Below are 19,612 nucleotides of genomic sequence, written 5' to 3' on the forward strand. Positions count from 1 at the left end.
GATAAGGTGCGCGGCCTTCGCCGCTGGGTCCGCCCTCCCAGGCGGCAGAAAACACGCGCGGTGCGCGCCCCTCGGCACCGCCGAAACCCGCCGCCGGGGTTCTCGCCATCGCGGCGGAAAGAAGCGGGCCCCCGCCCGGGCGGGCGCCGCGTCGGTCGGCGCGGTTGCGGCCGCCGGGCGCGCCGCGAAGGACCCCGCCGTCGCGGCGGAAAAGCGCGTGCATGCGCCGCGCGGGCGGGAAAACCGGGGGGAAGATCGTTAAGCGTCGGGGAGGGGGGATTCAGCAGATCGAGGGGAAAATGGGCGGTCGCTCTGACGAGCGGTGGGGGGTCGCGCATAGCGTGAAGAGCGGCCGTTGATCATCCAGGCGGAAGGCCCTGAGGACATGCCGCAACCCTTCGAACTCCCCCAGTTCTACGTGCCGTACCCGGCACGGCTCAACCCCCACCTCGAACGCGCCCGCGAGCACTCCAAAGCCTGGGCCCGCGACTTCGACATGATCGAGGGCTCCGGCATCTGGGAGGAGTCCGACTTCGACTCGCACGACTACGCGCTGCTGTGCGCGTACACCCACCCCGACGCCTCGGGACCCGAACTCGACCTGGTCACCGACTGGTACGTCTGGGTGTTCTTCTTCGACGACCACTTCCTCGACATCTTCAAACGCACCCAGGACATGGCCGGCGCCAAGACGTACCTCGACCGCCTGCCCGCCTTCATGCCCGTCGACCTCGCCCAGTCCGTGCCCGAGCCGACCAACCAGGTCGAGGCGGGCCTCGCCGACCTGTGGGCGCGTACCGTGCCCGCGATGTCGGAGGGCTGGCGGCGGCGGTTCCACGAGAGCACCCGCTATCTGCTGGAGGAATCCCTCTGGGAGCTGTCCAACATCAGCGCGGGCCGCGTCTCCAACCCCATCGAGTACATCGAGATGCGCCGCAAGGTCGGCGGCGCCCCCTGGTCGGCGAACCTGGTCGAGCACGCCGCCGGCGCGGAAGTCCCGGACGTGATCGCCGCCGCCCGCCCGATGCGGGTGCTGCGCGACACCTTCTCGGACGGCGTGCACCTGCGCAACGACCTGTTCTCGTACCAGCGCGAGACCGAGGAGGAGGGCGAGCTGGCCAACGCGGTGCTCGTGCTGGAACGCTTCCTCAACCTGAGCACCCAGGACGCGGCCGACGCCGTGAACGATCTGCTGACCTCGCGGCTCCAGCAGTTCGAGCACACCGCGCTCACCGAGGTCGAGCCGCTCTTCCGGCAGTACGGCCTGGGCCCGAAGGAGCGGCTGGACGTCTTCGCGTACGTCAAGGGGCTCCAGGACTGGCAGTCCGGCGGCCACGAGTGGCACATGCGGTCCAGCCGCTACATGAACGGGGCCAAGGACGGCACCCGGGCCGCGTCCGTGCTGGGCGGCCCGACCGGACTCGGCACCTCGGCGGCGCAGATCCTGACCTCGCTGGTCACGACGCTGCCGCAGCGGACCCGCGCCTACACGCACGCGCCGCACCAGCGGGTCGACTGGGTCAAGCCCCCGGACATCCCGATGCCGTTCGAGCTGACGCTGAGCCCGCATCTGGACGGCTCGCGGCGGCACAACCTGGAGTGGGCCGCCCGGATGGGCATGCTGGACGCCGAGCCCGGCTACCCGGTGCCGGGCGGGTTGTGGAACGAGGAGAAGCTCGTCGCGTACGACTTCGCGCTGTGCTCCGCCGGCATTCATCCGGCCGCGTCCCAGGACGAGTTGGACCTGACCACGGACTGGCTGACCTGGGGCACCTACGGCGACGACTACTACCCGATCGTCTTCGGCCGCGGCAGCGACATGTCGGCGGCGCGGGTCACCACCGACCGGTTCAAGCTCTTCATGCCGCTGGACGCGGGCGCGGTACCGCCGCCGCTGACCGCGCTGGAACGGGCGCTGGCCGATCTGTGGCACCGCACCGCGGGCCCGATGGCCCCGGAGGCCAGGGGCCGGTTCCGTACCTCGATCGAGGACATGTGCGAGAGCTGGCTGTGGGAGGTGGCCAACCAGAAGCAGAACCGGGTGCCCGACCCCGTGGACTACATCGAGATGCGCCGGATGACCTTCGGCTCCGACCTGACGATGAGCCTGTCGCGGATCGGCCACGGCAACGCGCTGTCGCCGGAGGTCTACCGCTCGCGTCCCGTGCGGGCCATGGAGAGCGCGGCCGCCGACTACGCCTGCCTGCTAAATGACGTCTTCTCGTACCGCAAGGAGATCGAGTTCGAGGGCGAGATCCACAACGCGGTCCTCGTCGTGCAGAACTTCCTGGACTGCGGGCCGCAGGAGGCGATGGGGGTGGTCGGGGATCTGATGGCCGCCAGGATGCAGGAGTTCCAGCACATCACCGAGACCCAACTGCCCGCGCTCTTCGATGAGTTCTCGCTCGACGAGGCGGCCAGGAAGGTGCTGCTCGGCTATGTGCAGGAGCTGCGCGACTGGATGGCGGGCATCCTCAGCTGGCACGAGGGCTGCACCCGCTACAAGGAGGAGACGCTGCTGCGGGACTTCCCGCATGTCGCGTCGCTGGTGCCCGCGCAGCCCTGGAGCACCCCGTGGGGCACCCCGGGCGCCCTCGGCATGTCGGCGGTCCGGCTGCCGTCGCTGCTGGGCGCGGGCCGGGGCTGAGCCGGGCCGCTCACCCGCCGGCGAGCGGGCCCGTCAGTAGCGGTAGGGGTCGTACGGGTCCGCGTACTCCGCGGACTCGCTGACGTACTGCGGCTGTGACTGCTGCGGCGGCTGCTGCGCGGGCTGCGGCTCGTACGACTGCTCATACGACTGCTCGTACGGCTGCTGCTGTTGGGGGATGTACGGCTGCTGCTGGTCGTAGTAGCCGTAGGAGTCGGGGCCGGGCTGCGGCTCACCGTACTGCGGGGGCGCGGACGGGGTGGGGGGCTGGGGGGTCCAGTCACCGGTGGCCCGGCCGCCGTACCCGTCGTAGCCGTCCGCTGCGGGCTGCTCCTGGTAGGAGGCGGCGGCCTGGTCGTAGCCGTAGCCCTGGCCGCCCCAGCCGGACTGCTCCTGGCCGCCGGCGTAGCCGCCGTCCCCGTACGAGCTGTCGTAGCCGGCCTCGTGCGCGTTCCCGTAGCCGCCCTCGTACCCGCCGTCGTATCCGGCGTTGGCCGCGGCGGGCTGGGGGTCGCCGCCCCAGCCCGCGTAGCCGTGGGCGCCGTAGCCCTCGTAGCCGCCGCTGGTGTACGGGTCCGGGGTGTAGGACGACTGGCCGTCGTAGAGCGGGAACTCGACGCTGTCGTCGTGCATCGGCATCGGCTGGTACACCGCGTCGGGCGCGCCCTGGGCGGCGAGCATGTCCACGTCCTCCGCCGAGGCGACCGAGGCGGCCGGGGCCATCGCGCCTGCGGGGGCGAACTCCTCCTGGACCGGGGTGACTTCGAGCACCGGCTCGGTGACCCGGGGACCTGCGCCCTTGCGGCGGCGGCTGGAGCCGGGCCGCCCGCCGAGCGCCCAGCCGGTGGAGAAACCGCGCTTGTACGACAGGGTGACGAACGTCTGTCCTGCGCCGAACGCGAGCGCGCCCAGCACGATGACGATCACCTCACGCAGATAGACCCCGGTGACCACACCCATGAACCCGCCGAAGGCGAGCAGCCGCCAGCGCAGCCGGGCCTTGTACTGGAGCAGTACCTCACCCAGCAGCCACAGCGCGACGATGCCGAACGCGATGTAGAGCACCGAGTAGCCCATGTGCCCACTTCCTCACCTAGGGGTCACGCCGCCCGCTGGTGCAGTCCGAGGTTCTCGTAGATCTCCAGCGAGGCGGTGGAGTGGTTAAGAGTAATGAAGTGGAGGCCGGGGATGTCCTCGGCGAGCAGTTGCCGGCACATCTCGGTGGCGAACTCGATGCCGATCGCCCGGACCGCGGCCGGGTCGTCCTTCACCGCGAGGATGCGTTCGGCCAGCTCGGGCGGGAAGGGGGCGTTGCCGAGCTGCGAAAACCGCTCGATCTGCCGGACATTGGTGACCGGCATGATCTCGGGGATGATCGGGACCGTACAGCCCGCCGCGTCCACCCGGTCGCGCAGCCGCAGATAGTCCGCCGGGTCGAAGAACATCTGGGTGATCGCGAAGTCCGCGCCCGCCCGGCACTTGTCGACGAAGTGCCGGGTGTCCTCGGCCGGGTCGGTGGAGCGGGGGTGCATCTCGGTGAAGGCGGCGACGCCCACGCAGAAGTCGCCGGACTCCTTGATCAGCCGGACGAGTTCGGCCGCGTAGGTCAGGCCCTTCGGGTGCGGCACCCAGTCGCCGAGCGGGTCACCGGGCGGGTCGCCGCGCACGGCCAGGATGTTGCGGATACCGGCGTCGGCGTACTGCCCGATGATGTTGCGCAGCTCGGCGACCGAGTGGTTGACCGCGGTCAGATGCGCGCACGCGGTCAGGGTGGTGTCCGAGACGATCCGGTCGGTGGCGCGGAGGGTGCCCTCGCGGGAGGAGCCGCCGGCACCGTACGTCACCGAGACAAAGGTCGGGCCGACGGCCTCGATCCGGCGGATCGCGTTCCACAGCGTCCGCTCGCCCTTCTCCGTTCGGGGCGCGGCGAACTCGAAGGAGTACGAGCGCCCGCCGGCCGCGAGGAGTTCACGGATCGTGGTCGAGCCGTCGGTTCGCGTGGAAGGGGTACCCAAAGCCATGTATGCAGGCTAGCCGTGCTCGGCGACCGAGCGTCACCGCACGCTGGCATATGACCGTTTACGTCCGTTTCCCGGACGTTCTCCGTCCAGTACGTGGACACGGGACCTCCGCGCGGAACCGCGGCTCAGTCGTCGTACGACCGTACGATCTTCGCCAGCTCGGCCGCGGCCGCGCCCGGGTCCTCGGCCTCGGTGATCGCGCGGACGACCACGATCCGGCGGGCGCCGGCGGCCAGCACCTGGTCGGCATTGGCGGCGTCGATGCCGCCGATCGCGAACCACGGACGGTCACCGCCGAGCGCCGCCGCGTATCGGACCAGGTCGAGGCCGGGCGCGGGACGGCCCGGCTTGGTGGGGGTGGGCCAGACCGGTCCGGTGCAGAAGTAGTCGGCGCCGGGCTCGACGGCGGCCGCGGCCGCCTCCGCCTCGCTGTGGCAGGAGCGGCCGATGAGCACGCCGTCGCCGAGCAGGGCGCGCGCGGCCGGCACCGGCAGATCGCCCTGGCCCAGATGCAGGACGTCCGCGCCGGCCGCGTGCGCCACGTCGGCCCGGTCGTTGACCGCGAGGAGCTTGCCGTGCCGGCGGCAGGCGTCAGCCAGCACGGCCAGCGCGGCAAGCTCCTCACGTGCCTCGATGCCCTTGTGGCGGAGCTGGATGACGTCCACCCCGCCGGCCAGCGCGGCGTCGGCGAAGGCCGCCAGGTCACCGCGCCCGGTGCGGGCGTCGGTGCACAGATACAGCCGGGCGTCGGCGAGCTGGTCGCGGGCGGTGGTCATCGGCTCCCCCTGGGGCGCTGCTGCGGGTTACACGGCGAGTGCCTGCGCGCGGCGCTTCACCTCGGTCCCGCGATTCTCGCGCAGCGCCTGGGCGGGGGTGCCGGGCAGGGTCGGGTCAGCGGTGAAGAGCCACTCCAGCGCCTCCTCGTCCGAGAACCCGTCGTCCTTGAGAACGGTGAGCGTGCCGGACAGACCCTTGAGGATCTTGCCGTCACCGATGAAGTCGCTGGGCACCATGAGCACCCTGTTCTCACCGCGGCGGACCGCGATCAGCTGCCCTTCCTTGATCAGCGGCCGGATCCGGGTGATTTCGAGACCGAGACGCTCGGCGACCTCAGGCAGCGTGAGCCACGAGGGGACGAGAGCGTCGATGTGTGCGTCAACCGACGAGAAAACAGTCACGGGACAAGCGTGCCATCCGCCGCCGACAAGCGCTGCGGCACGACGCCGTCCGGGCGTCGTGCCGGATGTCACATCCGGCCGCCGGCCCGGTCGTCAGGACACCCGTCACTGGCGGACGGCGGACTTGAGCTGTACGGCCGGGTCGGCGGCGAGCGCGGGGTCGAGTACGGCCGCCCGGGCGATCAGTTTGCGGGCCTGGGCCATGTCACGCGGGCGGCCCACCGCGAGCAGCGCCACCAGGGTCTCCCCGCGCAGCCACAGCACCGACCACGCCGGGCTCTCCTGGTCGCCTCGGGCCAGCATCGTGTCGCCCGCCGCGTGGTCCCCGGCGTACTGCACGAAGCGTCCGAACTGCTCGGACCAGAAGTACGGCACCGGGTCGTAGACCTCGTCGCCGCCCAGCAGGTTGGCCGCGGCCGTCCGGGGGCCCTGCATGGCGTTGTCCCAGTGGTGGACGAGCAGCCGGCGGCCGTAGCGGGCCGAGGGGAAGGAGGCGCAGTCGCCGACCGCGTACACATCGGGCGCGGTGGTGCGCAGCCGCTCGTCGGCCAGTACGGCGCCGTCCGGGTCGAGGGTGACCGCCGAGCCCGCGACCCAGCCGTTGGCCGGGCGGGCGCCGATGCCGACGACCACGGCCGCGGCGGGCAGCCGGGTGCCGTCGGCGAGGACCACGGAACCGGGTTCGAGTGCCGCGACCGGGGAGCCCGTGCGCAGGTCCACGCCGGCCTCCTCGTACCAGGCGCGCATGGGCGCGGTGACGGACGCGGGCAGCACCCCGGCGAGCGGCCGGTCGGCGGCCTCCACGACGGTGACCTCACAGCCCGCCTGGCGGGCGGCGGTGGCGAACTCGGCGCCGATCCAGCCCGCGCCGATCACGACGACGTGCAGCCGCCGGTCGAGTACGGGGCGCAGGGCGGCGGCGTCGTCGAGGGTGCGCAGCGGGTAGACGCCGGGCAGGCCGACGGAGCCGGGGAGGGCGACGGCGTAGGCGCCGGTGGCCAGCACGAGGCGGTCGTAGGGGATCCGGCCGGCGGAGGTGACGACCACGTGGTCGTCGGTGTGCAGGGCCTGGGCCCGCACGTCCAGGCGGAGGTCGACGCCCAGGGCGGCGAAGTCGACGTCGAAGCGGGTGTCGACGGGCTCGCCGCCCTCGGCCGCGCCCAGCAGCACGGCCTTGGACAGCGGGGGGCGGTCGTACGGGGGGTGCGGTTCGTCGCCGACCAGGGTGAGGGGGCCGCGCCAGCCTTGGCGGCGCAGCTCGACGGCGGTCTGGACGCCTGCCATGCCGGCGCCGATGATCAGCGCGGTTCGCTCTACGCTCACGGGGTTCACGGTACGCCGTCGCCTCCCGCTGAGGGGTCCCCGACCCCGGCGCGCCCCCGCCTCCGGCGGGGGTACGGGTCCCCGGCGGGCCTGGCGGCCCGCCCCCTGCCCCGGGCCGGCTCGCGCGCCGCTTCCCCGTGGCTCGCCCCCTGCCGGGCGCTTGCCCGCCTCCGGCGGAGGTTGCGGTTGTTCCCGGCCCGCGGGCCGATGTGCGCGCCTGCGGCGCGCCTTGCCCACCCACCCGCCCATTTCGCGCCTGCGGCGCGGTGCCTGTCCGACGCGGAGGTTGCGGTCGTTCCTGCACGCGGGCCCCCGGCGGGGGTACGGGTCCCCCGGCGGGGCGCGCCGCACGTCCGTGCGGGGTGACCCCCTCGTCCCCGGGGCCCCTTCGGGCCTGGGCAGCCCCGCCCCTCGGCTCGCGCGCCGCCGCGCGGGGGCACCACCCCCCGCGGGGGGACGGGCCTCGGCCCGAGAGGCAGGCCGCGCCGACGCGCGGGCACCCGGCGGGCGCGCGTCGTGGCGCGCCGCACGTCCGTGCGGGGTGACCCGCGCCTGGCGGCGCGGGTTGGCTCCCACCCGCACCACCCGTGCGGGTGGGAGTTCGTCTGCGGGTCTCCCTGTGGGGGCGCAGCGCCGTCGGCGAGTGCGGGTTCGTGGGTGGTGGGGCGGGCCGCCGTGGCGCGCCGCACGTCCGTGCGAGGTGCCCGCAGAGGTCGCCTTGTCCGCACGGGCGGGCGCCGCGGCGCCGTCGGCGGCTGCTGGTGCGTGGCGGGCGGGAGACGTGCAGAAGTCGTCCTGTCCGCACAGGCGGGCGCCCCGGCGCCGTCGACGGGTGCGGGTCCGTGGTCGGGGCTTCCCGGTGGGGATAGGGTGCTGGGGTCACGCGGGAGTCCGGGCGTACCGGGCTGAGAGGGCGGCTGGGCGGTCGCCGACCGTACGAACCTGATCCGGGTCATGCCGGCGAAGGGAGAAGCCGAAACCTCATGTGTACTGACCTCACCGCGGACCTGCTCGTCGTGGGCGGCGGGATCATCGGCCTGGTCACCGCCTGGCGGGCGGCCCAACGCGGCCTGACCACCACCGTCGCCGACCCCTCCCCCGGCGGCGGAGCCGCCCGCGTCGCGGCCGGGATGCTGGCCGCCGTCACCGAACTGCAGTACGGCGAGCAGACGTTGCTCGACCTCAACCTCGCCTCGGCCGCGCGCTGGCCCGACTTCACCGCCGAACTCACCGACGCCACCGGCCTCGGCACCGGTTACCGCCCGTGCGGCACCCTGGCCGTCGCGCTGGACGCCGACGACCGCGCGCACCTGCGCGACCTGCACACGTTCCAGACCTCGCTCGGCCTGGAGTCGCAGTGGCTCAGCGGCCGGGACTGCCGCCGTCTCGAACCGATGCTCGCGCCCGGCGTACGCGGCGGCCTGCGGGTGGACGGCGACCACCAGGTCGACCCCCGCAGACTCGCCGCCGCCCTGCTGCGGGCCGCCGAACTCGCCGGGGTGACCTTCCTGCGTACGGCCGTCGCCCGGATCGAGCGCGTGGGCGACCGGGTGACGGGGGCGCGGCTCGCGGACGGTACGACGGTCGCCGCCGGCCGGACCGTACTGGCCGCCGGCAGTGAGAGCGGCCGGATCGCGGGCCTGTCCGACGACGTACTGCCCCCGGTGCGCCCGGTGAAGGGCCAGATCCTGCGGCTGCGGATTCCGCCGGGCCACGCGCCCTTCCTGTCCCGTACGGTACGGGCGGTGGTGCGCGGCAGCCATGTGTACCTGGTGCCGCGGGAGAACGGCGAACTGGTACTGGGCGCGACCAGCGAGGAGTTCGGCTGGGACACCACGGTCACCGCCGGTGGCGTGTACGAACTGCTGCGGGACGCACACGAGTTGCTGCCCGGCATCACCGAACTGCCGCTCACCGAAATGCTCGCGGGCCTGCGCCCGGCCTCCCCCGACAACGCGCCGCTGCTCGGCTCGACCGCGCTGGACGGGCTGTTGCTGGCCACCGGGCACCACCGCAACGGCGTACTGCTCACCCCGATCACGGGTGACGTCATGTCCGAGGTGCTGGCGAGCGGCGAACTCCCGGACTACGCAAGGGCGTTCGCCGTGAGTCGGTTCGCCCCCGTACGGCAGGAGCAGCCGGTATGAGGGCCGACGCGATCACGGTGCTGGTCAACGGGGAGCGGCGGGCGCTGGAGCAGCCGGTCGCGCTCGACGCGCTGGTGGCGACGTTCACGGCCGCGCCCTCCGGGGTGGCGGCCGCGCTCAACGAGACCGTCGTCCCGCGCGGTCGCTGGGCGGCCACGGCCCTCGCCGACGGCGACCGGGTCGAGATCCTCACCGCCGTCCAGGGAGGCTGAGCCATGACCACGGTCACCGCGCACGCCGATCCGCTGCGGATCGGGGACGCCGTCTTCTCGTCCCGGCTCATCATGGGCACCGGCGGGGCGCCGAGCCTTGAGGTGCTCGAACAGGCGCTGGTCGCCTCGGGCACGGAGCTGACCACCGTCGCGATGCGGCGGATCGACCCGCGTACGAAGGGTTCCGTGCTGTCGGTGCTCGACCGGCTCGGCATCCGGGTGCTGCCGAACACGGCGGGGTGCTTCACCGCGGGCGAGGCCGTACTGACCGCGCGGCTGGCGCGGGAGGCGCTGGGCACGGACTGGGTGAAGCTCGAAGTGATCGCCGACGAGCGTACGTTGCTGCCCGATCCGGTCGAACTCCTCGACGCGGCCGAGACATTGGTCGACGACGGGTTCACGGTGCTGCCGTACACCAATGACGATCCGGTGCTGGCACGCAAGTTGGAGGACGTGGGGTGCGCGGCGATCATGCCGCTGGGGTCGCCGATCGGCTCCGGGCTCGGTATCCGGAACCCGCACAACTTCCAGCTCATCACCGAGCGGGCGGGGGTGCCGGTGGTGCTGGACGCGGGGGCGGGTACGGCGTCGGACGCGGCGCTGGCGATGGAGTTGGGGTGTGCGGCGGTGATGCTCGCGTCCGCGGTGACGAGGGCGCAGCGGCCGGTGCTGATGGCTGAGGCGATGCGGGGTGGGGTGGAGGCGGGGCGGCTCGCTTGGCGCGCGGGGCGGATTCCGCGGCGCCACTATGCCGTGCCGTCCTCCCCGGCGGACGGCACGGCCACCCTCGACCCCGAACGCCCGGCGTTCTGACCCTCCCCCACGCCTGCGGCGGGCTTTTCCCCCCACCCACCCGCCCTTTCCCGCGCCCCGGCGCGTCAGCGCGGACCCCGGACGGCGGGCCGGGGCCAGCCCGGCCTCCGCCGGAGGCGGGCAGGGCGCCAGCAGGGGTCGGCCGCACGGCGCCGCGCGAAGCCGCCGCAAGCGAGGCGAAGCGCCGCAGGCGCAAGAACGGCAAGCGCGCGCGGCAAACGCGCCGCAGGCGCGAAAAGGGCGGGCGGGTGGGGGAAACGCGCCGCAGGCGCGAACACCGGCCCGCGGACCGGGAACGACCCCACCCTCCAACGGAGGTGGGCAAGGCGCCAGCAGGGGTCGGCCGCACGGCGCCGCGCGAAAGCCCGCCGCAGGGCAAAGGGCGGGTGGGTGGGGAAAAGCCCGCCGCAGGCGCGCACCGGCCGGGTGCGGAACGGGCTGTCAGGGGCCGGGCGTCGGGGGGTGGGCGCGCGCGGGGTGGGGGGCGCGCGCCGGAGGCGGGGGGTTACGGAAGTGTTCCGGAATGCCACGGCCAGGACACAGTGCGGGCGCGTACCGCCGGATGGCCCACCCCCACCTCGTAGAATCGTCCGTCGTGGACACCACCGTGCAGGACCCGCTCGTCGGGCGGACGCTCGACAAGCGCTACCGCGTCGAGAGCCGTATCGCGGTCGGCGGCATGGCCACGGTCTACCGCGCCGTGGACACCCGGCTCGACCGGGTGCTCGCGCTCAAGGTGATGCACCCGGGCCTCGCCGCGGACACCGGCTTCGTGGAGCGCTTCATCCGCGAGGCGAAGGCCGTCGCGCGCCTCGCGCACCCCAACGTCGTCGGAGTGTTCGACCAGGGCACGGACGGCACGTATGTGTACCTCGCGATGGAGTACGTCGCGGGCTGCACCCTGCGCGACGTGCTGCGCGAGCGCGGCGCGCTCCAGCCCCGCGCGGCCCTCGACATCCTGGAACCCGTGCTCGCCGCGCTCGGCGCCGCGCACCGGGCCGGGCTGATCCACCGCGACATAAAGCCCGAGAACGTGCTGATAGGCGATGACGGCCGGGTCAAGGTCGCCGACTTCGGCCTGGTCAGAGCCGTGGACACACAGACCTCCGCGCACACCGGCACGGTCCTCGGCACCGTCTCCTACCTCGCGCCCGAGCAGATCGAGCACGGCAAGGTCGACCAGCGCACGGACGTGTACGCGTGCGGCGTGATGCTCTACGAGATGCTGACCGGCCGCAAGCCGCGCACCGGCGACACCCCGATGCAGGTCATCTTCCAGGCGCTGAACGAGGACGTGCCCCCGCCCTCCGCCGCCGAGCCCGGCGTCGCCCCGCAGCTGGACGTCCTGGTGGCGAGGGCCGCCTCCCGGGACCCCGCGGGCCGGCCCGCCGACGCGGTGGACCTGCTGGCCGACGTACGGGCGGTACGCGCCGCCCTGACCCCGGCGGAGCTGGACGCGCAGCCGTCCCTCACCGCCCACGCCCTGGCGGCGAAGGCCCCGGCCGGCGTCCTCACGGCCGACGCTCCCGTAACGCCGCCGCCCGCCGACCCCTCCGACGAGGAACCGACCAGCGTCGTACCGCTGCCGGTCGCCGCCCCCGGCGACGAGGCCGTGCTGAACCGTACGAGCCGGCTGCTCCTGCCGCCCGCGCCGCCGGACGAACCACCGGCCGGTCTCCCGGCAACCGCCCCGCGCGGGCGGCCCCGCTCCCGCCGGGGCCCGCTCGCCGTACTCCTCGCGCTGCTCGTCGTCCTCGGCGTCGGCGTGGGCGTCTGGTACATCAGCGACGGGCAGTTCACCCATGTGCCCGGTGTGCTGTCGCTGAGCCAGGCCGACGCGCAGAAAAAGCTCGACAAGGCCGGTCTCGACACCCGGGTGAAGCAGGACTTCTCGCTGACCGTGCCGCGCGGCCGGGTGATCTCCACCGACCCGGCCCCGGGCAAGCGCGTCCGCGGCAACGGCACGGTCACACTGACCGTCTCCAAGGGTCCGCAGCAGGTACGCGTGCCGCGGGTCGACGGCCGGGACCTGGCGACCGCGCGCGAGGAGATCAAGGCCGCGGGCCTGACCCCGGGCACGGTGACACAGGCGTTCAGCGACGGCGTACCGCGCGGCCAGGTGATCTCGACCGACCCGGCGGGCGGCACCGACCGCGCTCCCGGCACGCCGGTCACGATCACCGTCTCGCGCGGCGCCCCCGTCGACGTGCCGGACGTGATCGGCTCCTCGGTGGCCGACGCCCAGCAGGCCCTGGAGGACGCCGGGCTCAAGGTGGTCCTCGCCCCCGGCAAGGTCTACTCGGACGAGGCCGACAAGGACACCGTGGCGGTGGAGTCCCCGGGCGCGGGCGACCGGGCCGGTACGGGCGACACCGTGACGATCACCGTCTCCAAGGGCCAGCAGCAGTTCGACGTGCCCGACGTGACGGGCAAGAGCAAGAACGACGCCAAGCAGATCCTCCAGGACGCGGGCTTCGACGTGCGCGTGATCAGCGTGTTCTTCGGCGACACCGTGTTCAGCCAGTCCCCGGACGGCGGCGGCCAGGCGCCCAAGGGCACCACGATCACCCTCTGGGTGCGCTGACCGATGCCGGTGAACGCACCCATGGGCACCGCGGCACCCGGGAGCGGGCCCGTACGCAATCCCGTCGGCAGCCATGTCCCGGTGGCCGGCGGGCTGGCCGCCAAGGGCCTGGAGTACGCGGCGCGGATCGGCGCGGAGACCGTCCAGGTCTTCGTGGCGAACCCGCGCGGCTGGGCGACCACGCCCGGGAACCCGCGCCAGGACGAGGAGTTCCGTACCCGGTGCACCGAGCTGGGCATGCCGTCGTACGTCCACGCGCCCTATCTGATCAACTTCGGCTCGCACACCCCGGCGACCGCCGACCTGTCGGTGACCTCGCTGCGGCACTCGCTGCGGCGGGCCCGGGAGATCGGCGCGCGGGGCGCGGTGGTGCACACCGGTTCGGCGACCGGCGGCCGGACCCGAGAGGTGGCGCTCGCCCAGGTGCGCGAGCGGGTACGGCCGCTGCTCGACGAGCTGACGCACGACGACGACCCATGGCTGCTGCTGGAGTCGACCGCCGGGCAGGGCTTCTCGCTGTGCTCGCTGGCCGAGGACCTGGGGCCGTATCTGGACGCCCTGGACCGCCATCCGCGGCTCGGGCTGTGTCTGGACACCTGCCATGTCTTCGGGGCCGGCCACGACCTGGCGGCGCCGGGCGGGGTGGACCGGCTGCTGGACGAGCTGGTGGCGGTCGCCGGGCCCGGGCGGCTGAAGCTCATTCACGCTGGGGGTACCCCCGCCGAAGGTAGGGGGAGACTTCCAAAGCTGCCTGCGGCTCCCACCTGGACCGGCACGCCAACATCGGCGCGGGTCACATCGGCGAGCAGCCGTTCCGCGCGCTGCTGCGGCACCCGGCGACGCGGGACGTACCGCTGGTGATCGAGACGCCGGGCGGGCCCGAGGGGCACGCGGCGGACGTGATGCTGCTCAAGGCGCTGCGCGACGGCTGAGCCCGTCGCCCGCCGGCCGGGCTCACGGCCCTGAGCCCACAACCCTGAGCCCACAGCCCTCAGCTCACAGCCCTGAGCTCACAGCTCGGGGCCGTCGCCGGGGCCCTCCTGGTACGAGTAGCGCTGTTCACCCCAGGGGTCGCCGACGTTGTGATAGCCGCGCTCCTCCCAGAAGCCGCGGCGGTCGGCGGTCATGTACTCCACCCCGCGGACCCATTTCGGGCCCTTCCAGGCGTAGAGCCCGGGCACGATCATGCGGACCGGGAAGCCGTGTTCGACGGTGAGCGGTTCGCCGCCCCTGTGGGTGGCGAATATCGACATGTCGTCGAGGAAGTCGTCGATCCGCAGATTGGCGCTGTAGCCGTACTCGGCCCAGATCATCACATGGGTCACATCGGCGGCGGGCGGCGCGAGCTTCGCCACGGTCGCGGCGGAGACACCGCCCCACTCGACATTGAGCATGGAGAACTTCGTCACACAGTGGAAGTCGGCGACCACCGTGGCGTACGGCAGCGCGGAGAACTCCTCGTGGTTCCAGCAGGTCTTGTCGCCGTCGGCGGTGGCGCCGAACACGCGGAACTCCCAGCGGTCGGGCCGGAAACGCGGTACGGGACCGTAGTGCGTGACCGGCCAGCCCCGCTGTATCCGCTGCCCCGGGGGGAGCTGCCCCTCGTGACGCTCGGACCGACCAACCATCTCTCCATGGTGACAGACCGAAAGTGATGCCGATGACCCTCCCCACTCATTCCGTAGTATTTCAGGCACAGCGGACTACGTTATGTAAGCCTTCACTTACTGGATCGAACCGCCCGGCGATGCGAGGATGCGGCCAACCAACCGAGTCCGAACGGGAAGGACGGCGTTGCCATGCAGGGCGACCCCGAGGTCATCGAGTTCCTCAACGAGCAGCTGACCGCTGAGCTGACGGCGATCAACCAGTACTTCCTGCACGCGAAGATGCAGGAGAACTTCGGCTGGGTGAAGCTCGCGAAGTACACGCGGTCGGAGTCGTTCGACGAGATGAGGCACGCGGAGCTGCTCACCGACCGGATTCTCTTCCTGGACGGGCTGCCGAACTACCAGCGGCTCTTCCATGTCCGGATCGGGCAGACCGTGACGGAGATGTTCAAGGCCGACCGGCTCATCGAGGTCGAGGCGATCGACCGGCTGCGGCGCGGTATCGAGGTGATGCGTGCCAAGGGCGACATCACGTCGGCGAAGATCTTCGAGTCGATCCTCAAGGACGAGGAGCACCACATCGACTACCTCGACACGCAGCTCGCGCTCGTCGCCACCCTGGGCGAGCCGCTGTACATCGCGCAGCTCATCGAGCAGCCCGACTCCTGAGCGGCGGCGAAACGGTACGGCAGGTACGGCAGGGGTTCCGGCGGCGGTACGGGTACGGCGAGAAGTCCGGCGGCGGTACGCGCGTACGTACGGCTCAGGCCGCGCGGGCGGGCGCCTCGGCCGGCAGCCGGGCCGGAGTCGGTGCCGGCGCCTCGGCCAGTACGGCGGCCAGGGACGCGGACGCTCCGGCGGTGGTCAGGGCGGGTCCGGCCGGTACGGTCTCGGCGGCGACCCGCCTCGTGCGCGGGGCGGATCCCGCGCCGCGGCCCAGCAGGCTCTGGATGCGCTTGACGCACGACCCGCAGTCGGTGCCCGCCTTGCAGGCGGACGCGATCTCGCGCGGGGTGCAGCGGCCGTCCTCCGCGTGCTGCTTCACCTGCTGTTCCGTGATGCCGAAGCAGGAGCAGACGTACACGCGGGTCACCGCCGATCCGGGCTCGGGGAGCTGAGGTAACCCTTACCTTACCTGGCGGCCCGGACGGTGAAAAGCAGCGAGGGGCGCGGATCGATGTGATCCGCGCCCCTCCGCCGTTCCATGAGCGCCGGAGCGCCCCCGAGCCGGGCCGTACGCGCCTGAGCGCCGTCGAGGCCCGCCCGGCCCCAACGCCCTACTGCCCCCGGTACATCTCCGCGACCAGGAAGGCCAGGTCGAGCGACTGGCTGCGGTTGAGCCGCGGGTCGCAGGCCGTCTCGTAACGCTGGTGCAGATCGTCGACGAAGATCTCGTCGCCGCCGCCGACGCACTCGGTGACGTCGTCTCCGGTCAGCTCGACATGGATGCCGCCGGGGTGGGTGCCCAGGCTGTGGTGGACCTCGAAGAAGCCCTTGACCTCGTCCAGCACGTCGTCGAAGCGGCGGGTCTTGTGGCCCGAGGCCGCCTCGAAGGTGTTGCCGTGCATCGGGTCGCTGACCCAGGCGACCTGCGCGCCCGAGGCGGTGACCTTCTCCACCAGCGTCGGCAGCTTGTCGCGCACCTTGTCCGCGCCCATCCGCACGACGAAGGTGAGCCGGCCGGGCTCGCGGTCCGGGTCGAGGCGGTCGATGTAGGTCAGGGCCTCCTCCGGGGTGGTGCCCGGGCCCAGCTTGACGCCGATCGGGTTGCGGATCCTGGAGGCGAACTCGATGTGGGCGCCGTCCAGTTGGCGGGTGCGCTCACCGATCCACACCATGTGCCCGGACACGTCGTACAGCTGCCCGGTGCGCGAGTCGGTACGGGTCAGCGCCGTCTCGTAGTCCAGCAGCAGCGCCTCGTGGGAGGCGTAGAACTCGACCGTGCGGAACTCGGCCGGGTCGATGCCGCAGGCGTCCATGAAGTTCAGCGCGTTGTCGATCTCGCGGGCCAGGGCCTCGTAGCGCTGGCCGGACGGGGAGGACTTCACGAAGTCCTGGTTCCAGGCGTGCACCTGCCGCAGGTCGGCGTAGCCGCCGGTGGTGAAGGCGCGCACCAGGTTCAGGGTCGAGGCGGAGGCGTGGTACATCCGCTTGAGCCGCTCGGGGTCGGGGATACGGGCCTCGGGGGTGAACTCGAAGCCGTTGACCGAGTCGCCGCGGTAGGTCGGCAGCGTCACCCCGTCGCGGGTCTCGGTCGGCGAGGAACGCGGCTTGCTGTACTGACCGGCGATCCGGCCGACCTTGACCACCGGCACGGACGCGGCGTAGGTGAGCACGGCGCCCATCTGCAACAGCGTCTTGAGCTTGTTGCGGATCTGGTCGGCGCCGACTCCGTCGAACGCCTCGGCGCAGTCACCGCCCTGGAGCAGGAACGCCTCACCCCTGGCCACCGCCGCCAGGCGGCTGCGCAACTGGTCGCACTCCCCGGCGAACACGAGCGGCGGATACGAGGCGAGGTCGGCGATCACATCGCGCAGAGCCTCGGAGTCGGGCCACTCGGGCTGCTGCGCCGCGGGAAGAGAGTGCCAGGTGTTGTCACCGGCAAGGGTGTCTGCGTTCACGGTCACGGGCCCAACTTTACGGGGTCGCGTCCACGGGTTTTCGGTCCGCCCAGTGGGTGAGACATACCCCCGCTCACGCGGGCGTACGTGCCGGTGACGCGGTGTGGACGGGTGCGGTAGGGTCTGCCGCATGTACGCGCCGACGAACCGCACAACGCACCAGAGCTGGTGGTGGACCGCTTCTCCGGCGGCCCGCTGACTCGCGCGTACGACATTCTCCGCGAAGGCCGCCCCAGGGGGCGGTCTTCGGTGTTTCCCGGCCCGGCCGCCCCTTCCGCCCACTTGGAAGGAAACCCGCCGTGCACCTGACCTCCCCGCAGCTCGTGGCGCGCCTGCTGGCCCCCGGCTGCCCGCCGTTCGCACTGCTGCACCGCCGTACCCCCGGGCACCCCGAGGACGTGGTGGAGGTGCTGCTCGGGCCGGTGGAGCACGTCGGCCGGCTCACCGACATCCCGCTGCCCACGGGCGCCCCCGCGGCCGGCGCCCCCGCGCTCGACGCGCTCGCGCTCGTCCCCTTCCGGCAGATCCGCGAGCGCGGCTTCGACGTGCGCGACGACGGCACCCCGCTGGCCGTGCTGCGGCCCGAGGAGTCGTACGGATTCCCGCTCGGCGAGCTGCTGGCCGCGCTGCCGGACCGGGAGGTCAGGGTCGAGGGCGGGGAGTTCGACGTGGCCGACGACGCGTACGCGGAGATCGTCGAGCGGGTCATCGAGGACGAGATCGGCCGCGGCGAGGGCGCGAACTTCGTGATCCGGCGCACCTTCCGCGGCTCGGTGCCGCAGTACGGTCCTGACGCGGCGCTGGCGCTGTTCGCGCGGCTGCTGCGCGGCGAGCGCGGGGCGTACTGGACGTATGTGGTGCACACGCCCGAGCGGACGCTGGTGGGGGCCAGCCCCGAGGCGCACGTGCGGATGACCGGCGGCACGGTCGTGATGAATCCGATCAGCGGCACCTACCGCTACCCCGAGCAGGGGCCGTCCGCCGAGGGGCTGCTGGCCTTCCTGCACGACCCGAAGGAGGTGGAGGAGCTGACGATGGTGGTGGACGAGGAGCTGAAGATGATGTCGAGCGTCGGCGACCTCGGCGGCGTCGTGGTCGGCCCGCGGCTCAAGGAGATGGCCCATCTCGCGCACACCGAGTACGAGTTGCGCGGGCGCTCCACGATGGACGTACGGGACGTGCTGCGCGAGACGATGTTCGCCGCGACGGTCACCGGCTCCCCGGTGCAGAACGCCTGCCGGGTCATCGAGCGGTACGAGCCCGGCGGCCGCGGCTACTACGCGGGGGCGCTGGCGCTGATCGGCCGGGACGCGGGGGGCGCGCAGACCCTGGACTCGCCGATCCTGATCCGTACCGCGGACATCTCGCCCGAGGGCGAGCTCAAGGTGCCGGTCGGCGCGACCCTGGTCAGACGCTCCGACCCGTACGCGGAGGTGGCCGAGACGCACGCCAAGGCGGCCGGGGTGCTGACCGCGCTGGGTGTGCGCCCGGCGCCGGTACGTGCGCCGGGGGCGCCCAGGCCGAGGCTCGCGGACGACTTCCGGGTACGGGCCGCGCTGGACGCCCGGCGGGCGAACCTCGCGCCCTTCTGGCTGCGGATGCAGACCGGGCACGCGGAGGGGCCGCTGTCCGGGCACGCGCTGGTGGTGGACGCGGAGGACACCTTCACCGCGATGCTCGCGCACGTGCTGCGCTCGTGCGGGCTGACGGTGACGGTCCGGCGCTACGACGAGCCGGGGCTGCGGGAGGCCGCGCTCGGGCACACCGGGCCCGTGGTGCTCGGGCCCGGGCCCGGCGACCCGGTGGACAAGGCCGACCCCAAGATGCGGTTGCTGCGGGGGCTGGCGGCCGAACTGGTCGCCGGGCACCGGCACGGGCTGCTCGGGGTGTGCCTCGGCCATGAGCTGCTGGCCGCCGAACTCGGTCTCGACCTCGTGCGCAAGGACGATCCGGCGCAGGGGGCGCAGGAGCGGATCGACTTCTTCGGGCGGCCGGAGACGGTCGGCTTCTACAACTCGTTCACGGCCCGCTGCGACGCGGCGACGGCGGAGGAACTGGCCATGCACCAGGTCGCGCTGAGCCGCGACCCGGTGACCGGCGATGTCCACGCGCTGCGCGGCCCGGGCTTCTCCGGCGTCCAGTTCCACCCGGAGTCGGTCCTGACCCTGAACGGCACGTCGATCGTCGCCGAAACCCTCGCCACGATCACCGTCCCCTGAGGCCCGGCACGTCCCCGGGGGCGCGCGCCAATGCCGGACGGTGGCCGAACACGGTCGGCGGCTCCAGCCGCGCGTCGGCCGCGGTGTCGGCGGGCCCGCCCAGGGCACATGCGGGCCCCGGCCCGCGCCCGGGGAGTACCGGACGTCGGCCGGACAGGGCCGAACACGGTCGGCGGCTCCAGCCGCGCGTCGGCCGGGGTGTCGGCGGGCCCGCCCAGGGCACATGCGGGCCCGCCG

15 protein-coding genes, 1 pseudogene and 1 riboswitch are annotated in these 19,612 nt (G+C 72.9%); of the genes and pseudogenes, 8 read left to right on the forward strand and 8 right to left on the reverse strand.

Translation table 11 applies throughout. The features are described 5' to 3' along the window. Window positions 1–385: 385 nt before the first annotated feature. Entirely contained in the window at window positions 386–2,647 is a 2,262-nt protein-coding gene (locus OHA30_RS06975) for a terpene synthase family protein (protein ID WP_328912916.1), read from the forward strand. A 33-nt stretch (window positions 2,648–2,680) separates the two neighbouring features. Here the strand turns inward: OHA30_RS06975 and OHA30_RS06980 are convergent, their stop codons facing one another. From OHA30_RS06980 to OHA30_RS07000, 5 genes are all read right to left on the reverse strand, one after another. Then, a complete protein-coding gene (locus tag OHA30_RS06980; RefSeq protein WP_328912917.1) occupies window positions 2,681–3,724 on the reverse strand; it encodes a hypothetical protein in 1,044 nt (347 codons plus the stop codon). Between the two features lie 23 nt (window positions 3,725–3,747). Further along, entirely contained in the window at window positions 3,748–4,668 is a 921-nt protein-coding gene (metF, locus tag OHA30_RS06985; protein WP_328912918.1) for a methylenetetrahydrofolate reductase [NAD(P)H], read from the reverse strand. Window positions 4,669–4,793: 125 nt separating this feature from the next. Next, window positions 4,794–5,444 carry a thiamine phosphate synthase gene (gene thiE, locus OHA30_RS06990; RefSeq protein WP_328912919.1) on the reverse strand — a complete coding sequence of 217 codons (651 nt, stop codon included), beginning with the start codon at window positions 5,442–5,444 and terminating at the stop codon, window positions 4,794–4,796. Window positions 5,445–5,471: 27 nt separating this feature from the next. Continuing rightward, window positions 5,472–5,846 carry an Rv2175c family DNA-binding protein gene (locus OHA30_RS06995; RefSeq protein ID WP_328912920.1) on the reverse strand — a complete coding sequence of 125 codons (375 nt, stop codon included), beginning with the start codon at window positions 5,844–5,846 and terminating at the stop codon, window positions 5,472–5,474. 105 nt (window positions 5,847–5,951) lie between these two features. Continuing rightward, complete coding sequence (locus OHA30_RS07000; protein WP_328912921.1) at window positions 5,952–7,169, reverse strand: NAD(P)/FAD-dependent oxidoreductase; 1,218 nt, start codon at window positions 7,167–7,169, stop codon at window positions 5,952–5,954. 873 nt (window positions 7,170–8,042) lie between these two features. Next, a riboswitch (TPP riboswitch) is annotated at window positions 8,043–8,155 on the forward strand. On the opposite strand from OHA30_RS07000, the gene thiO reads away from it, so the two are divergent. From thiO to OHA30_RS07025, 5 genes and pseudogenes are all read left to right on the forward strand, one after another. Next, window positions 8,153–9,316: a glycine oxidase ThiO gene (thiO, locus tag OHA30_RS07005; protein ID WP_328912922.1), complete on the forward strand. Its 1,164-nt coding sequence runs from the start codon at window positions 8,153–8,155 to the stop codon at window positions 9,314–9,316. Its footprint overlaps the riboswitch before it by 3 nt. After that, window positions 9,313–9,528 (forward strand): sulfur carrier protein ThiS, encoded by a 216-nt coding sequence (gene thiS, locus OHA30_RS07010; RefSeq protein ID WP_328912923.1) that lies wholly within the window; start codon window positions 9,313–9,315, stop codon window positions 9,526–9,528. Before thiO ends, thiS begins: the two co-directional genes overlap by 4 nt. A gap of 3 nt (window positions 9,529–9,531) precedes the next feature. Then, complete coding sequence (locus tag OHA30_RS07015; protein WP_328912924.1) at window positions 9,532–10,341, forward strand: thiazole synthase; 810 nt, start codon at window positions 9,532–9,534, stop codon at window positions 10,339–10,341. Window positions 10,342–10,936: 595 nt separating this feature from the next. Next, a complete protein-coding gene (gene pknB, locus OHA30_RS07020) occupies window positions 10,937–12,925 on the forward strand; it encodes a Stk1 family PASTA domain-containing Ser/Thr kinase (protein WP_328912925.1) in 1,989 nt (662 codons plus the stop codon). Between the two features lie 21 nt (window positions 12,926–12,946). Then, window positions 12,947–13,857, forward strand: a pseudogene (locus OHA30_RS07025) (deoxyribonuclease IV). Window positions 13,858–13,935: 78 nt separating this feature from the next. Here OHA30_RS07025 and OHA30_RS07030 read toward each other — a convergent pair. Continuing rightward, window positions 13,936–14,553 carry a sulfite oxidase-like oxidoreductase gene (locus OHA30_RS07030; RefSeq protein ID WP_328912926.1) on the reverse strand — a complete coding sequence of 206 codons (618 nt, stop codon included), beginning with the start codon at window positions 14,551–14,553 and terminating at the stop codon, window positions 13,936–13,938. Window positions 14,554–14,724: 171 nt separating this feature from the next. Between OHA30_RS07030 and bfr the strand changes: the two genes are divergently transcribed. After that, the gene (gene bfr / locus OHA30_RS07035; protein ID WP_328912927.1) at window positions 14,725–15,204 is read left to right on the forward strand and encodes a bacterioferritin; all 480 of its coding nucleotides are present in this window, start codon (window positions 14,725–14,727) and stop codon (window positions 15,202–15,204) included. Window positions 15,205–15,298: 94 nt separating this feature from the next. Here bfr and OHA30_RS07040 read toward each other — a convergent pair whose 3' ends face one another. Together OHA30_RS07040 and OHA30_RS07045 are read right to left on the reverse strand one after the other, a co-directional pair. Continuing rightward, complete coding sequence (locus OHA30_RS07040) at window positions 15,299–15,619, reverse strand: (2Fe-2S)-binding protein (RefSeq protein WP_328917770.1); 321 nt, start codon at window positions 15,617–15,619, stop codon at window positions 15,299–15,301. Between the two features lie 193 nt (window positions 15,620–15,812). After that, a complete protein-coding gene (locus OHA30_RS07045) occupies window positions 15,813–17,162 on the reverse strand; it encodes a class II 3-deoxy-7-phosphoheptulonate synthase (protein ID WP_328912928.1) in 1,350 nt (449 codons plus the stop codon). A 293-nt stretch (window positions 17,163–17,455) separates the two neighbouring features. Here OHA30_RS07045 and OHA30_RS07050 point away from each other — a divergent pair, with 293 nt between their 5' ends. Further along, window positions 17,456–19,375 (forward strand): anthranilate synthase family protein, encoded by a 1,920-nt coding sequence (locus OHA30_RS07050; protein ID WP_328912929.1) that lies wholly within the window; start codon window positions 17,456–17,458, stop codon window positions 19,373–19,375. The last annotated feature ends 237 nt before the right edge of the window (window positions 19,376–19,612 follow it).

This window comes from Streptomyces sp. NBC_00223 (assembly GCF_036199905.1).
Classification (GTDB): domain Bacteria; phylum Actinomycetota; class Actinomycetes; order Streptomycetales; family Streptomycetaceae; genus Actinacidiphila.